The organism is Paenibacillus sp. HWE-109 (assembly GCF_022163125.1).
Classification (GTDB): domain Bacteria; phylum Bacillota; class Bacilli; order Paenibacillales; family NBRC-103111; genus Paenibacillus_E.
The window spans coordinates 5,340,369-5,356,230 of the sequence record NZ_CP091881.1 but is presented as its reverse complement, the minus strand read 5'-3'; the positions used below and the strand labels follow the sequence as shown (position 1 = coordinate 5,356,230).

12 protein-coding genes are annotated in these 15,862 nt (G+C 48.3%); 10 read left to right on the top strand and 2 right to left on the bottom strand.

The genetic code is table 11. The features are described 5' to 3' along the window. Positions 1-75: 75 nt before the first annotated feature. Positions 76-879: a WYL domain-containing protein gene (locus tag LOZ80_RS22855; protein WP_238166859.1), complete on the bottom strand. Its 804-nt coding sequence runs from the start codon at positions 877-879 to the stop codon at positions 76-78. After that, positions 854-2,179 carry a helix-turn-helix transcriptional regulator gene (locus tag LOZ80_RS22850; RefSeq protein WP_238166858.1) on the bottom strand — a complete coding sequence of 442 codons (1,326 nt, stop codon included), beginning with the start codon at positions 2,177-2,179 and terminating at the stop codon, positions 854-856. The genes LOZ80_RS22855 and LOZ80_RS22850 overlap by 26 nt, the downstream gene beginning before the upstream one ends. A gap of 161 nt (positions 2,180-2,340) precedes the next feature. Between LOZ80_RS22850 and LOZ80_RS22845 the strand changes: the two genes are divergently transcribed. The 10 genes from LOZ80_RS22845 to LOZ80_RS22800 all read left to right on the top strand — a co-directional run bounded on the left by LOZ80_RS22845 (position 2,341) and on the right by LOZ80_RS22800 (position 15,859). Next, the gene (locus tag LOZ80_RS22845; protein WP_238173082.1) at positions 2,341-3,753 is read left to right on the top strand and encodes an RtcB family protein; all 1,413 of its coding nucleotides are present in this window, start codon (positions 2,341-2,343) and stop codon (positions 3,751-3,753) included. Between the two features lie 322 nt (positions 3,754-4,075). Next, the gene (locus LOZ80_RS22840; protein ID WP_238166857.1) at positions 4,076-4,858 is read left to right on the top strand and encodes a nucleotidyltransferase domain-containing protein; all 783 of its coding nucleotides are present in this window, start codon (positions 4,076-4,078) and stop codon (positions 4,856-4,858) included. Positions 4,859-4,872: 14 nt separating this feature from the next. Then, a complete protein-coding gene (locus LOZ80_RS22835) occupies positions 4,873-6,291 on the top strand; it encodes an RtcB family protein (protein WP_238166856.1) in 1,419 nt (472 codons plus the stop codon). Next, positions 6,288-7,607: an AAA family ATPase gene (locus tag LOZ80_RS22830; RefSeq protein ID WP_238166855.1), complete on the top strand. Its 1,320-nt coding sequence runs from the start codon at positions 6,288-6,290 to the stop codon at positions 7,605-7,607. Before LOZ80_RS22835 ends, LOZ80_RS22830 begins: the two co-directional genes overlap by 4 nt. A gap of 20 nt (positions 7,608-7,627) precedes the next feature. Beyond that, positions 7,628-8,206, top strand: a complete 579-nt coding sequence (locus tag LOZ80_RS22825; RefSeq protein WP_283214684.1) for an RNA 2'-phosphotransferase — start codon at positions 7,628-7,630, stop codon at positions 8,204-8,206. Continuing rightward, a complete protein-coding gene (locus tag LOZ80_RS22820) occupies positions 8,199-8,996 on the top strand; it encodes a TatD family hydrolase (protein WP_238166853.1) in 798 nt (265 codons plus the stop codon). The genes LOZ80_RS22825 and LOZ80_RS22820 overlap by 8 nt, the downstream gene beginning before the upstream one ends. A 201-nt stretch (positions 8,997-9,197) precedes the next feature. Then, entirely contained in the window at positions 9,198-10,634 is a 1,437-nt protein-coding gene (locus LOZ80_RS22815; RefSeq protein WP_238166852.1) for an SWIM zinc finger family protein, read from the top strand. A 25-nt stretch (positions 10,635-10,659) separates the two neighbouring features. Beyond that, positions 10,660-12,471 carry a HEAT repeat domain-containing protein gene (locus tag LOZ80_RS22810; protein ID WP_238166851.1) on the top strand — a complete coding sequence of 604 codons (1,812 nt, stop codon included), beginning with the start codon at positions 10,660-10,662 and terminating at the stop codon, positions 12,469-12,471. Further along, positions 12,447-13,538 (top strand): ATP-binding protein, encoded by a 1,092-nt coding sequence (locus tag LOZ80_RS22805; protein WP_238166850.1) that lies wholly within the window; start codon positions 12,447-12,449, stop codon positions 13,536-13,538. The genes LOZ80_RS22810 and LOZ80_RS22805 overlap by 25 nt, the downstream gene beginning before the upstream one ends. After that, positions 13,496-15,859, top strand: coding sequence for a DUF5682 family protein (locus LOZ80_RS22800; protein WP_238166849.1), 2,364 nt, complete (start codon positions 13,496-13,498; stop codon positions 15,857-15,859). Before LOZ80_RS22805 ends, LOZ80_RS22800 begins: the two co-directional genes overlap by 43 nt. Positions 15,860-15,862: the final 3 nt, after the last annotated feature.

Sequence of the window (15,862 nt, the reverse complement as noted above, 5' to 3'; positions counted from 1 at the left end):
AAAATCTGCCTAACGTCTCTGAATCCTTCAGAACGGTAGGCAGATTTTTTGAGTTTCAGTTTTTCTTAGAGCGAGCTATTCGGTGGATTCGTATCTGGCCAGAGCCCTTTGCGCCGAATCCAGCATACGACGCTGCAGATGTTCGCTTTCTACAACGCGAACCCGTATACCCAAGAAACGAAGCTTGCTCAGCACATATTCGGCTTCATTGTTCATAAAAGTGAGCCGAATTGTATACGTTTCTCGTTGTTCATCATAATCAACTTGCTTCTCGAAGCAAGAAAAAGCATAGAGAATCCGCGATAGCTCGCGATTATAAGTCTGGACAACTTCGATCTTGGCGTGGGTCTGACGTTTTTGCAGCAGCCGTTCGATGTCCGCTCCAATTTGTCGAACGCGTTCAGGCGAGATGACCAAAGCATGAATGGCATCAATCTTATTAAGCTTCGTGCTCATCATAGCGCGATGCCTCATATGGAACCAGAGCAAGTACCATTCTCTTTTCACAAGCGAGTATTCAAGCTTATAGGGAAAAGCCATTTCATTATGGAAAATGCGCTCATCTTTGACTTTGTAGCTAAGTTGAATGGCGCTTTGCTTGGCGATGAATCGACGCAAAGCCCTGAGCTGGGGATGATACACGTGTTTCTCCCGACTGCGGGCTTTCTCAAGGAAGGCTTCTGACAAGTCCAATGTCTGCTCCCCGCTCAAAGCAGATTGCAGCTTATCAAGGGTTACCGGAGTGAACGCAAGGGACGCCGAAGGATGGTTCAGCATCGTTTTCAACCAGATTCTTTCTTGAGAGGTTATCATGAAGGTGCCGGAATTCTCCAGCCGCATCATCATTTGATAGTTAAATATTTTCTCGAACAGATTCATAATACGCGCTAAGCTCCTTCCATTCGGCCATCATTTCTTTGCGAAAAAGAGAAGGCTCCAGCACTTCACAGCTCGATCCAAAACTTCGAATCCAAGGCTTGATTTCCAGTGTTCCATTGACCATGATTTCGAAAATAAACCAATCCTCGGTCTCTTCCGTAATCACTCCCCATTGTCCTTGAAGAAGAACGCGATCCTTAATGAAATCTGCCGGACCTTGGTTCGGCTTGAAAAACTTTGCTTTTACGCGAACCGCGCGTCCGGTATCGATGACCCAACTATGGGCGATGAGACCTTCCAATTCGCTGCGCTTTTGCTCAAAAAAATCGGCATCTACCGCCTCGCCCAGTTCGAGTTGTGTCATGCCTTCCATCCTGAACTTCTTGATGCCTTGACGAGAGTCATGGGTGAGCAGGTACCATCTGCCGTACTGGTGATCATAGACAATCTTAATCGGCAGGGTCATCTGAGACTTGCCTTCCATTTCGCGTTCAAATAAGGGGTTCGTATTTTTGGAGGAATAAGATTGCCCGTTTTTGGGTGAAAAATAGAAGAAAGAAACTTTACGCCGCTGATGAATGGCCGACAGCAGCATCGCAAGATGCGCTTCATCCAAAATACGTGAATGATAATGATATTTATAGAGAAAAGGCTCGATTGACGTTAACTCCGCTGAAGTTCGATTCATTTGCTTTTTTAAGCCGTCGCGCAGCAAATAGCCTTGGACGGAGGGCACTTGCGTATTGGACATAACATCCACGTAATCGTAGAGATCGACAAGTTCATCGAAGGTTAAACCCTGGGTGACATCATTATCGATCCGATAACGGGAAGGGCGTGGTCCAGGAACTTTTTTAATAACACCAACGTCCTCCAAATACTTCAAATCGTTGCGAATGGTTTTCTCATCAGGAAGCGAAGAATCGGCGTGCGTATCTTGGCAGCAGGCATCCAAAAGCTCCATGGCCGTGAGCGGGTCACTTGTCAGAGCAGCGAGCAGGGTGGATATACGCTGACTTTCCGACTCTTTCAATGACTTTGCTCGAAACAAGAACAACAGCATCGGGTCTGTGGAATCAAAATAACTGTAGCGCAGCATCTCGGTGAATTCTTTGCGCTCTTCATCGGGGAGATGCTGGTGCATGGCAGCTACGACTTCTTTCAGGCGACGCAATGTTTTATCAAAGGTATGGACGGAAATGCCCAGCCGCTCAGCGAATTGTTGACGATTATACGCGCCGCTCGTGAGTACCAGCATGCGCAGAAACTGAATTTCTTTATCAAAGCTTTCCTTAGCCAATGTAATCCCTCGCTCTTCCTAACAACCTTATCCTATTGTAACAGCGGGATGTTCGGGAGAAAATGGAAACTTTGTGCGGGTCGTCATACATTCACCATGTTCGTAACGTGCAAAATAAGCGAAGATAGGGTCATAAGAACAATGGAGGTAACCTAATGGACATGAAAACAATAACGCATGGCAACAATCACTACGAAATGAATCTGGAACATGGCGACTTGCATGTATTTGCGAATACGGAAGTGTTTCAATCTTTTGAACAGAAAGTATTCGAGATGGCGGATAACAATCTGCGAATCCCGCGTAATAAACATATGAGCTACACGCCTGACGCCCACGTTGGGATTGGGACATGTATTGGAACAACGGCTGTTTGGAGCATGAAAGATGGTTTCGTCTCCCCCTCCATAGTTGGTGTGGATATTGGCTGCGGCATGCGTGTGCATACAACACCTTTGCACAAAACAGACATCCAAGACAAAGGAGTCCGCAGGGCCCTGATTAGAGCTATTGAACAATATGTGCCAACGAATGAACGGACTAATACGAACTACTCAGATATTGATATCATGCAAGTCGTTCAACTTGGCTTGAAAGGGCTCCCCGATAAATATGTCCCTAACGAACAATGGTTGACGCATGTGGAGGAATCTACCTTCAAATTTGATCACGCGTATTTGGAAAATCTGCCTCCCAAAATTAGAAAGTATGCCCATGGTCAGCTTGGCACGCTGGGTGGCGGGAATCATTTTATTGAAATTCAATATTTGGAAATTGCGGAAAAGCAGCAAGAATTGGCTGCGAAATGGGGGTTGTTCGACGGTCAAGTCGTGGTGATGATCCATTCTGGATCCCGCGCATGGGGGGCTAACCTGGGGCAAGAATTCACGAAGGTATTCCGGGAAGTTATGCAAAGCTGGGGCATTGAAAACCCGGATAGAAATCTGTTGTATGCCCCTATCGTGAGTCAGGAAGGGCAAACCTATCTGAATTTGATGTATTCGGCTTTGAATTTTGCAGTAAGCAACCGACATATGATTGCTTATGGTGTTCGTGAAGCGTTCCGGGACGTCTTTGGTGGAGATCTGGAGATGCCAGTCCTCTATGATCTTATGCATAACTATGCGCTAAAAGAGTTTCACCGGAACGAGCCGATGCTTGTTCATCGGAAGGGGGCGACAAGAGCGCTGCCGCCTGGGCATTTCCTGAATACGGCCGTTTACAAAGAAACGGGCCATCCTGCGCTGATCCCAGGTTCGATGGGAACTTCCTCCTATATTATGGTTGGGAGAGACGAGGGAGTGAAGAACTTCTATTCCATTTGTCACGGTGCAGGCCGGGCTAGATCGAGGAAAGCAACGAAGGAGCTTGTTACTGTCGATCAGTTCGCTCAGTCGATGAAAGTAGGGACCGAAGATGAGATTCTAGTGAATCATCGTTCCTTACAGACCATTTTGGATGAATGTCCGCAAGCTTATAAGGATGTCGATCAAATTATTGATAGTGTGGTGGGTGCTGCTTTGGCGGATGTAGTGGCGACTTGCAAACCGATGATTGCGATTAAGGGAGTTTAGACAACAACCCGATAACATTTTTTTATAAGAATGATCACTATAATTAATCTTTCCGCCGCAAGCGGATTGACAGCTGCAAGGTTTGGCTCGTATGATGATTGTAAATGAATGGAAAGGAGGCCGACGATATGATTCGCAATCAAATTTCTATCAATACCCTGACAATTGAAAAGCAATTCTTACCATCGGTCTCAACCGGACGATTGACGAATACGTAGGTGCGCGCAGCGGGTGCCTCGTTTAAATTTTGTGATCTTAAAGCCGTAGACGATTTTGGTCTATGGCTTTTTTGTTTATCAAACAAAAGGAAGGGGTGAGTCCCATGACATTGACTAGAAAACAAATCGATAGTGAGCTTAAACGGATTGAGCTGGAGGAAGGAGTGCGAATCCTCTATGCCTGTGAATCAGGCAGCAGAGCTTGGGGATTTCCCTCCAAGGATAGCGATTACGATGTCAGGTTTATTTATATCAGGCCGACCGACTGGTATTTATCTATATTTGAAAAACGAGATGTGATCGAGTACCCGATCAGCGATATGCTCGATATCAACGGGTGGGATTTGAAAAAAGCGCTCAATTTGTTTCGCAAATCGAACCCGCCGCTAATGGAATGGCTGCAGTCGCCAATCCCCTATCTTGAGCAGTACGGTGTGACAGAGCGAATTCGCCAACTGCTGCCCCTAACGTTCTCCCCAAGATCCAGTATGTACCATTACTTGCATATGGCCAAAGGGAACTTTCGCGAATATTTGCAAGGTGAGTATGTGAAAATCAAAAAGTACTTTTATGTGCTTCGCCCTGTGTTAGCCTGCGGGTGGATTGAGGAGCGCGGCAGCATGCCGCCGATGGCATTTGAACAATTAGTTCAGGACATGGTGCCAGACTCGCTTTTAAAACAAGAAATAATGACACTGCTGACGCGCAAAAAGGCTGGGATCGAACTTGATCTGGAGCCGAAGATCACGGTGATCAACGAATTTTTAGAACGACAAATTGCTTATTACGAAGAAACTGCCAAACAGATCGCAGTCGCTGGAGAACAACAGGATGCTGCTTTAGATATCTTATTCCGAGACGCGTTGAAGGAGGTTTGGGGTTCATAGAGAGGGTTAAATATATGAAAGAATATATGCAGAAAGTCCAGCTCCCATCAGGTGTTGTGCATGTTTATGCAGGGCCGGAGTTATTTGGAGCATTGGATTATCAAGTATTTCAAATGGCCAACAATAATTTGCAGATTCCGAATCAAGTCTATATGAGTTATACGCCTGATGTGCATGTGGGTGTCGGTACTTGCATTGGCACGACAGCCGTGTGGCGATCAGAAGATGGGTATGTGTCGCCATCGATTGTGGGCAGCGATATTGGCTGCGGGATGCGGGTTCATCTGACGAATCTGCACAAGGATGAATTGAAAGATGTGAAGCTGCGCCGCAAACTGGTCAAAACGATTGAGAAATATTTGCCTGTGGACGATCAGGCGCGCGGACATTTCTCGGATATTCGTGTGGAACATATTGTGACGAAGGGGCTGCATGGATTGCCTAAGAAATACATCCCTGATAGCTACACGCCACGTAAATCGACATCTCTGACACATGTAGAGAGCAGCAGGTTTCACATAGATGAGAATGTATTGAATCGTTTTCCGGACGCTGTCTGGCATCGTTCGCACCGGCAGCTGGGGACATTGGGCGGCGGCAACCATTTCGCCGAGATTCAAGCGATTGAGATTGCCGAGGAGAACCGGGAGGTGGCGGAAGCGTGGGGATTGTTTGACGGCCAAGTGGTCGTCATGATTCACTCAGGTTCTCGCGCCTGGGGCGGTTCAGTGAATCAAACCTGCAGCAGCGATATGCAAAGAGTGATGCGCCAGAACGAGCTCGGGACGGCGGACCCTAAACTGCTGTTTGCGCCGTTGGAGCATCCTGCTGCTCAAAACTATGTGAATCTCATGTATTCAGCGCTGAATTATGCGGTAGTCAATCGTCATCTGATTGCCTATGCGATTCGGGAGGCGGGCAAAGATCTGTTTGGCTCCAAGTTTGAAATGACGACACTGTACGACCTGATGCATAACTATGCATGGGAAGAGGAGCATGGCGGTCAGTCGTATTTTGTCCATCGCAAAGGGGCGACGAGAGCGCTCCCGGCGGGGCACCCGGACAACCCGCAGCCCTATATGGCGACAGGCCATCCTGCGCTGATTCCCGGTTCCATGGGAACGGCTTCCTACCTGATGGTAGGGGCGCAAGGCGGGCAAGCAAACTTCCACTCCATTTGCCACGGAGCCGGACGCATCCGTTCGCGCAGCGCGACGAAGAGGGTGGTCACGTTGAATGAATTTGCCTCGTCCATGCGAGTGGGAACCGATGAGGAGATTGTCGTGAATCAGAAGTCATTGGAAGCCATTCTCGATGAATCTCCGCAAGCTTATAAGGATGTAGATCAAATTATAGAGAGTGTTGTTGGGGCTGGCCTGGCCGAAGTGGTGGCGAAGTGCAAGCCGATGGCGACGGTAAAAGGTGCAAAATGAGTCCAAAACAGCATATAAGAATTATCGACAAAAATGAGGCGGCGGTTGCCGCTCCTTCCACAACCGCAAACGGTTCATTAACAGCTTACAGGGACTACGCTTACGTGTTGGAACGAATCCAATTTGTCCTGGGAGATCGATATGGGAAGCACTTTGAGCCCTATATTAGCGATGATGGCAAAGAAGAATACTGGGAAATACTGGAGCAGGATGTGAGGTCAGGCAGCCAAGACGTACAGGTAGTGACCAAAATTTTCGATCACATGGAGTCACGCGCATTCGGGATGAATGGGGAATATGAAAGCTCAACTTATCGGATGTTTCCGACACTGCGAAATAACGTTTTTGCGTATCCGGCATGGGGAATCGCGTTGGCAAGAGTGCCTATCTTTCGTCCGCATGGCATCGGTATCGAGGATTTCGTTTTTGCTGTGAATGATGACAGTTTGCAGTTGTTTCTGGAGCATTCACGGCAGCGTCGAAGAGATTTGGATGGCAGACAAGTCACTGTATTCACGGATGGAGACAATGGCATGGAGAAAGAATTGATGCCGATTACCCGTATGGTGGATCGGGTGGACGTTATCATGAAGGACGAAGTGAAAACGGATATTTTTCGCTCTATTGATCAGTTTTTTATGGAGGATCGCGCTTTTTTCAAAGAATATGACCTTCCTTACAAAAGAGGGATCTTATTATATGGCAAGCCGGGAAATGGGAAAACGACGCTGGTCAAGTCGATCGCGGGCAGCGTGAAAGCGCCGGTTGCCTACTGGCAAATTACAGAACACACCTGCAGTGAATCGATTCAGGCCGTGTTTCAAGCGGCTGCTGGTATGGCGCCTATGATTCTCGTTATTGAAGATATTGATGCAATGCCGCAGCGAGTTAGATCGCATTTCTTGAACATTTTGGATGGCGCGACCTCCAAGGAAGGGATCTTTCTTATTGGGACGACGAATTATCCGGAACAAATCGATCCAGCTTTGATGAATAGAGCAGGACGTTTCGACCGTGCGTATGAAATAAAGCTTCCTGACGAATCGCTAAGACACATATACCTGGAGAAAAAAGGGATAGGCAAGCTTCTGAATGAGGAGTTGATTCGCTTGACGGCGAAGCAGACAGAAGGGTTTACATTTGCTCAGTTGAATGAATTGTATGTCTCTGCTGCTCTTCAGTACCATTATGAACAAAGTGTAAATATCGAGAAGCTGGTAAAAACAATGAAGTCTGATCTTCATAAAGGGCAAGCGATGTCCTGGATGCAGACGGATTCTGAGATTCGAGTTGGGTTCTTGGTAGATGAAATATAATAATTTAGGAAGTGTTAACCTTGTTGGATGAGAAAAAATATACAAAATTAAGTAAATTTATGAGTAAAATATTACGGCATGCACCGGAGGAATTCGGGCTTAGTCTCGATCCTGTTGATGGTTCTTGTGCGACGGACGATTTATTGAACGTGCTTCGTATACAAACGAAATGGTCGGAGATTACGCGAACTGATGTGGAAGAGGTTGTAGCGCGATGTGAAAAGCAGCGCTTTGAGATTCGTGGTGATCGTATACGAGCCCGATACGGGCATAGCCACGACAAAGTCAGCTATCCCGCTGCTGTGCCTCCTAAGGTTCTTTACCATGGCACGAATGTGAAGGCGGCGCCTCTCATTCTAAATCAAGGACTGCGCCCCATGCAGCGGCAATATGTTCATTTGTCGGAAGGGCTTCATTTTGCAACGCTTGCGGGAGAACGACGGGGGGAACTAGTCATCCTGGCCATTGATACAGAGGCGGCTTCCCGCTCGGGGGTTGAATTCTATTACGCGGGCAACGAAGTTTGGCTTGCAGATCACGTTCCTGCGAAATTTTGTCGGCAGGATGAATTTGCGAAAGAGGTGAAAGCAGATGAATGAACCGCTTATTGATATTGGCGTTAATCTAATGCACCGCTCATTTGATCAGGATCGGGATACCGTAGTCGCAAGCGCGATTGAAGCGGGAGTATCACCGCTGATTCTCACGGGAACGAGTGTAAGAAACAGTGAGAGCGCCTCGCGCTATGCCGAACAATTTCCGGGGAAATTATTTGCAACGGCCGGTATCCATCCTCACGACACTCGCCACTGCACGGACGCAGGCCTGCATAAGCTGCGGGGGCTGGCGAAGCTGCCGCATGTTGTTGCGATTGGGGAATGCGGTTTGGATTATAACCGGGATTTCTCGCCGCGTGATGTGCAGCGCAAATGGTTTGAAGAGCAGATTAAACTTGCTTGCGAGCTGCAGATGCCGCTGTTTCTGCATGAGCGAGAGGCACATGTGGATTTTGTTCGTCTTTTGAAGCCGTATATAGGGTCTATGAACAAGGCGGTTGTCCATTGTTTCACAGGTACGATGCAAGAGCTTCAGACGTATGTGCAGCTGGGATTTTATATCGGAATTACCGGCTGGATCTGTGATGAGCGCAGAGGCAAACATCTGCGGGAGTTAGTTAAGCGAGTTCCGCTGGATCGGCTCATGTTGGAGACAGATGCGCCCTTTCTGACACCGCGTGATCTCAAGGTGAAGCCGCAAGATGGACGCAATGAGCCGCGCTTCCTGCCCCACATTGCAGCTGCGGTGGCTGCATGCTTGGGCAAATCGGTCCAGGAAGTGGCGGAAGGGACGACTCAGACAACGAAAGATTTTTTTGGAATTTCTAATTAATCATATCCCTATGGATTTCAATCTCCTACATAATGAGTAGGTATTTGAAGTCAATAGGGATTTTATTTTGCGCTTCTAATTGAAGCAGAATTGCCATATCCTTGAAAAGGAAATTCATGGACTGCGTGGAAACTAAATGTATGACCGAATGTTTAGCCAAATCAATAACTAAATGTATAACCAAATGATGAGGAGTACAAGATGGATCACTTAACGGAATCGTATGTCGATAGTTTGGCGCTTAATAGCAGTGCAATTAAGAATGGCAAGGATTTGGTGAAGAAAAACAGCTTCCCGCTGCTTTGTCAGTCGGAGGACAAGTCCCTTATTTTTGGAGCGTGCAAAGGTAGTGGAAAAGAGCCCTATCAATGCTCTGTGGATATATCCAAAGAAGCAAATCCGGTTTTCCGCTGCACGTGTCCCAGCAGGCAGTTTCCGTGTAAGCATAATTTAGGCTTGATGTACGCTTTTACGTCAGGCAAGACATTTGTGACCGCGCCTGTTCCGCAGGATATTGTTGATAAAAGAGAAAAGGCGGAGAAGCGCGAAGAGAAGAAAAAGGAGTCTCCCGACCCTGCTGCGCCAGCGGTTAAGCGCAAAACGAATAAATCAGCACTATTGAAGAAAATAACCGCTCAGCTTGAAGGTATCAGTATCGCCGAAAAGCTCATCCTGCAAATGGTTCAGTCCGGAATTGGAAGTCTGGACAATAAGGCTTTGCAGACGGCGCAAGAACAAGCCAAACAACTCGGGAATTATTATATTCCGGGCATTCAGACGGCGATTCGCTTGCTGCTTCTGCAGTTCCGTGAAGAGGAAGATCGGGAAGCCATGTACGGAAAAGTCATAGAACAGCTTACTACGCTGCAAGCGTTGCTTAAGAAAAGCAACGAATATCTGACTAGCCGATTGGACAATCCGGATCAGCCGATGGACACGAATTCGACATTGGAGGAATGGATTGGCCATGCCTGGCAAATTGCCGAGTTGAGAGAATACGGCCGCGTACGCAGTGAAGCTGAATTGCTGCAGTTGTCATTCAGATCCTACACGGACAAGGCGAGAGGGGAGTTCGTGGATGAAGGCTATTGGGCGGACCTTGGAAACGGGAAACTGCACCTAACCCGCAACTATCGCCCATTCCGCGCTGCCAAATACATACGTGAAGATGACTCTGTCTTCCGGATTGTTCAGGCAGGGGAGCTGGCTGAATATCCTGGCGAACTGAATACACGGGTGCGTTGGGAGGAATCGGCATTCAGAGAAGTGACGAGCTCAGATTTGCAGCGTATCCGTGAAGCGGCTCAATCCTCATTCCCAGAGGTGATTAAGCAAGTTAAGAATCAAATTAAAAACCCTTTGTCAGACAAACACCCTGTCGTACTTTTGCCTTTTACCGGCATTCAAAGAACAGATACTTCCTACGTTTTGGTGGATGCACAAGGCAAACAGCTTCCTCTGGCTGACATTCCCTATCTTAGTGAGCCTACGACACATTTGCTTTCATTGTTAAACAAAACGTTCCTGAATAATCAGGTTATGCTGGTTATGTTCGAGCAAGATTGGCAGCAAAACAAGCTGGTAGCGCAGCCTTTAAGTGTGATTACAGCAGATGAAATTATACGCTTACTTTATTGAATGATGGAATTAGGAGACGAACCTTATGAGTATAGATCTATTGTTTGAATTGCAGCAAGACGTGCGACGATTGTTTATTGCTGGCAGCGGAATGGCTTCGGGGGATTTGCGCTTGCAAAAAGTGCTCCCGCAATTGCAAAAGCTGGGAGAGTCAGCGCCTGTATTCAATCGAATGGCGCAGGCTGTCAGTCAAGTGCTGGAGGCAGAGACAAGCGGATCAGCGACAAAGCTCCTTGAGCTTGGAACTCTGCTGAGTTCAGTGCTCTACACACAGGGGAAAACAGAAACGAAAGAGACTCTGCTGCCTGTTGAGGGATCGGATACAAAGCTTAAGACGTTGATTCCGTACCGCAAGCTGCAGCCATTCATTGAAGCTTTGACGCAGAAAGGTCAAGGGAGAATGGAACAGCTCCGTCAAGGATACGAGGAGGAATTATTCCGTGATTTCCGCGTGATACCTGCCGTGGTTTCGGCTTTGGATGATAGCTATGCAGAAATCCCTGATTTTCTCCAGATGAAGGTGCTTCCAGCAATAGGCGTAGAGGCTCTGCCGGCACTTCAACAACAGCTTAAGCTGGGTGGAGGGAAAGGGGACGCTCGAAGGTTGGAGCTTATCCATGGTCTGCAGCCTGCTTCTAGCTTAGATCTCTTGCTTCAAGCCGCTGCAAATGGTTCTACAGAAGTCCGTTCTGCAGCGATTGAGCTGCTGGGAGACTATACCGAACAAGAAGAATTTCTATTGGAACAGGCAGAAGACAAGAAGAAAGATATACGCAGAGCCGCTTTGATGGCCTTATCGCGTTTGGGAACAGAGCAGGCTATTGCCCGTTTGTACCAAGCGCTCAGCTCCAAAGATCAAGACATAGCCATTGAGCCTATTCAATTATGCAAGGCGAATGCGCTGACGATCAGCATTATAGCACATGCTGAAGGTTTGCTGGAGCAAATCAAGATGTACCACCAAGTCGAGCCAAATACCCAACAACTGATGGCTGATATCAGGAGCCTACAGGGGAAACGGGTGCCAGAGGTTGTTGAGTTCCTGGAGAAATTGCTGAGTACTCCTGAGTTTATTATTGCTGAAACAGAACGCGTGCAGGAAGCCGCTGTGCAGTTATTGCTTGATTTGGATTTGCCGGAAGCTGATCACTTCGCGGTTACCCTTCATGAGGCTTACAATCGTAAATTTATTGCTTACAGCTTTCGGGCAGCTGTCAAGATTTCACCTCCGGAAGATGTGTATGAACGCTTCTGCCATGATCTTAAGGATAAAAAGCAGTTACCGGCTAAGGAGCTTCTGCGTGTACTGGATGAGTTGACACCTTCGATGTATCATTTCATTCATTATTCTTCGACTGATTTGACGGATTCTGTTCAATGGGATCCAAGGTGGGGGCATCTGCTCGTAAAGTTAGATGAAGAGGAGCTTGTCTGCCGGTTTGCGCAAGAGCCTGATCCAAAAATAATCGATTATTTGGTCAAAAAATGCCAAGATCGTCAAAATTTCAATCTCAATAAAACGACGCATACCCTCTTGGTCCTCTTTAACCATCGTTATCCGGATGCGCCAGAGCTGTTGATGACTATTTTGGAAAAAGGCGGAACTAAGCAGTTCTATTATCTGGACCGTGTTCAGCTTGCGCTGCTCCATATGCTGCCTAGGCCTTATGCCGGCAGATTGCGGCAATTTGCAGAGGGATTATCGTATCAAGGCATGAAGACGCAGCTGCTTGAAATTGCAGAATCGATTGAAGCAAAGCCCGAGCAGCAAGAAATATCAGATCAGGAAGAGAAAGGACAGGGATTATGGGGATGGATCAAAAGCAAGATGTTGTAAGATTGCCTGCGGAGCGGTTGTATGCGGAGGAACTTGAAGCTTTGAAGAAATTAGATCAGGATGCTAAGCCGGCGGGATGGCAGCTGTCTCCTAAGGCAGTGCTGACGTTCTTAACGGGTGGACAAATCAAAGGAGTAACCATTACACCTAAATATATAGGTAATAAGCGCTTGGTCGAAATGGCAATAGCGACTTTGTTGACAGACAGAGCCCTGATGCTAATCGGGGAACCGGGGACAGCGAAATCGTGGCTCTCTGAGAATTTAACGGCAGCTATCCATGGGGATTCAGGCAAAGTTATTCAAGGAACCGCAGGCACCAGTGAGGAGCAAATTCGTTACTCATGGAACTATGCGATGCTGCTCGCGCAAGGGCCTTCTGATCAAGCTATTATCAAAAGCCCGATTTTCCGTGCTATGGAAACCGGCGGCATTGCTCGGTTCGAAGAAATCTCTCGTTGTGCATCTGAGGTTCAAGATGCGTTAATTTCGATTCTCTCGGAGAAAACGATCTCGATTCCAGAGCTGGCCAGAGAAGTATCCGCAGTCCGCGGTTTCTCCATTATTGCCACGGCCAACACGCGAGATCGCGGTGTGAACGATATGTCGGCTGCCTTGAAGCGGCGCTTCAATATCATTGTATTGCCTTCGCCTTCGGATATCGAGACGGAAGTGGAGATTGTACGCAAGCGTGTCAGCGAGATTTCGGCGAGCTATCAGCTGCGGGCTTCGCTTCCTGAAGAGGATGCTGTACGCAAAGTGGTCACGATCTTCCGCGAATTGCGAAGCGGGATGACGCTTGACGGCAAAGAGAAGGTGAAGGGAACGAGCGGTGTCATATCGACGGCTGAAGCGATCTCTTTACTGACGGGCAGCATGGCACTTGCCGGCAGTTTTGGCAGCGGCCAGATCAGTGACGAAGATATTGCAGCCGGTTTGCAGGGAGCGATTGTGAAAGATGAAGAGAAAGATCGCCTTGTGTGGAAGGAATATTTGGAAAATGTGATGAAAAAGCGGGGATCGACATGGAGAAATCTGTATTTCGCGTGCTCGGAGATGAACAAGTAGGAGCTTCCCCAGGCGTTCATGTTTTTGGAATACGACATTTGTCTCCAACAGGCGCCTATCAACTGCTTGCTTTCTTGGATGAAGTGAAGCCTACAGCAGTTCTGGTAGAAGGTCCGAGCGATGCGTCGGCGTTTATCGCGGATTTAACCTCGTCAGGCGTTGTGCCGCCTATTGCCATTCTGGCCTACACAGACCAGCTGCCAGTTCGGACGCTGCTGTATCCCTATGCGGAATATTCGCCGGAATATCAGGCGTTTCAGTGGGCTAGTCGCCATGGCGCCCAAGCTCTTTTCATCGATTTGCCTACCGACCATGCGCTGGCTTTATATGAGAAGCGCAAGCGAATCCCGCTATCGGAAGAAGACGGCAATACGGATGATGATTTTCAAGCTTATATCCGTGGACAGAACACGATCTATCAGCAGCTTGCTGACTATGCGGATGAACCCGACTATGAGGCCTATTGGGAAAGACATTTTGAACATAATTTGCAAAAAGGGGCTTATCGCTCTAGTATTTATCAATTCTCGCTTCAAATGAGGGAACTTTCCGCACGGCAAGAATGGGAATATGCGCCGCAGGAAGCTGCTTATAATGAGATTCGAGAAGCTTATATGCGGCGGAAAATTCAAGAAACAATACAGGCAGGCCATTCGCCTGAACAGATTGTTGTCGTCACTGGCGCGCATCATGCCTCTGCGCTGGATATGCGATTGCCGATGCTGACCGATCAAGAGCTTAAAGGGCTGCCCAAAACAACAACCAAGCTCACATTGATGCCCTATTCGTACTACAAGCTATCCTCGCATTCCGGCTACGGCGCTGGGAATCAGGCGCCTGCTTATTATGAGATGTTCTGGCAATGCTTGCGGCAAGGTGATCTGGACAGACTGCCTTCCTTGTACTTTTCTCAACTAGCCGTACATTTGCGGGAACATGGTACTTTTCGTTCTACGGCGTCGCTCATTGAAGGCGTAAGGCTGGCCCAGGCGCTTGCAGCTATGCACGACGGCAATCAGCCAACGTGGAGAGATCTGCGGGACGCGGCTGCGGTTTGCCTTGGCCATGGGGAGTTATCGACCATAGCGGAAGCACTGGCTAGAACGGATATCGGCACGGCTATCGGCCGATTGCCGGAAGGCGTCAGTCAGACGCCGATCCAGGATGATTTGAACAGGGAGCTTAAACGGCTCAAGCTGGAGAAATATAAGTCAACGGTTGCTGCAACCCTTGAATTGGATTTACGTGAAAACCGGAGGGTCAAATCGGAGGAAGCGGCCTTTGTTGATTTAAAAAGATCCGTCCTCTTGCATCGCCTGGAGCTGCTGGGTATCCCATTTGCGAAGAAGCAAAGAGTCAGCCAGGATTCCGCATCTTGGGCGGAGCATTGGGTGTTAAGATGGACGCCGGAAGCGGAGATTCAGGTTGTGGAAACGACCTTGAAGGGAGAGACCATCGAACTGGCTGCCGCTTTCGTTTTGAAGGAGCAGCTTGACGCTTGTGCCGATATTGCCGGGGCTTCGCGCATCATTCGAAATGCTTGCGACTGTGCGCTGCTGGACCTGATGGAGCAGGCTAAAGCCGTGCTGCAAGGGCTTGCTGTGGAAACGGGCAACTTCGAGCAAGTCGCTGCGTCGGCTTATGAGCTGGGGGTGTTGATCCGATATGGGTCTATTCGCAGAATGGAGACGGATACGTTAATCCCGCTTCTTCAGCAATTGTTTCTGCGAGGAACGCTGCTGCTTATTCAGGCAGCAGGCTGCAACGATGATGCCGCACAGGGGATGGTGAAAGCTATTCAATCGCTGCATACCATTGCGCAGGATCATTTCGAGGTTGTTGATGATGAACTGTGGATGAAGAAATTGCAAGAACTGGCATCACGGGATGATCGGAATGCGAAGCTGTCTGGATTTGCCTTTGCTATTATGCTAGAGCGCAATGAAATCGCCAATGATCAGATTGCCCAGGAGGTCTCTCGCCGTCTATCTCCGGGGATACCTGCCGATCTGGGAGCGGGCTGGTTCGAGGGCATCTCGATGCGCAATCGATATGGACTTCTCTCGCGCGTATCGTTGTGGCAGCATCTGGATACCTATATCAGTTCATTGGAGCCGGAGGCCTTTCATCGCTCGCTCGTGTTTCTGCGCCGTGCTTTTGGGCTGTTCGAACCCCGGGAAAAGGCCGCTGTTGCGGAAATGATGGGGGATATTTGGGGCATGGGGGCGGATACGATCGGCGCTGCGCTGCAGCAGCCGCTAAGTGAAGAAGAGAAGGAGAAGTTGGATGAACTCAACGACTTTGATTTTGGGGATTTGTAGCCT

Excerpts from the sequence above, each read along its gene's own strand:
- LOZ80_RS22835 (WP_238166856.1), top strand. The coding sequence starts at position 4,873 with ATGAAAGAATATATGCAGAAAGTCCAGCTCCCATCAGGTGTTGTGCAT.
- LOZ80_RS22805 (WP_238166850.1), top strand. The coding sequence starts at position 12,447 with ATGGATCAAAAGCAAGATGTTGTAAGATTGCCTGCGGAGCGGTTGTAT.
- LOZ80_RS22810 (WP_238166851.1), top strand. The coding sequence starts at position 10,660 with ATGAGTATAGATCTATTGTTTGAATTGCAGCAAGACGTGCGACGATTG.
- LOZ80_RS22855 (WP_238166859.1), bottom strand. The coding sequence starts at position 879 with ATGAATCTGTTCGAGAAAATATTTAACTATCAAATGATGATGCGGCTG.
- LOZ80_RS22840 (WP_238166857.1), top strand. The coding sequence starts at position 4,076 with ATGACATTGACTAGAAAACAAATCGATAGTGAGCTTAAACGGATTGAG.
- LOZ80_RS22830 (WP_238166855.1), top strand. The coding sequence starts at position 6,288 with ATGAGTCCAAAACAGCATATAAGAATTATCGACAAAAATGAGGCGGCG.
- LOZ80_RS22815 (WP_238166852.1), top strand. The coding sequence starts at position 9,198 with ATGGATCACTTAACGGAATCGTATGTCGATAGTTTGGCGCTTAATAGC.
- LOZ80_RS22845 (WP_238173082.1), top strand. The coding sequence starts at position 2,341 with ATGAAAACAATAACGCATGGCAACAATCACTACGAAATGAATCTGGAA.
- LOZ80_RS22800 (WP_238166849.1), top strand. The coding sequence starts at position 13,496 with ATGGAGAAATCTGTATTTCGCGTGCTCGGAGATGAACAAGTAGGAGCT.
- LOZ80_RS22820 (WP_238166853.1), top strand. The coding sequence starts at position 8,199 with ATGAATGAACCGCTTATTGATATTGGCGTTAATCTAATGCACCGCTCA.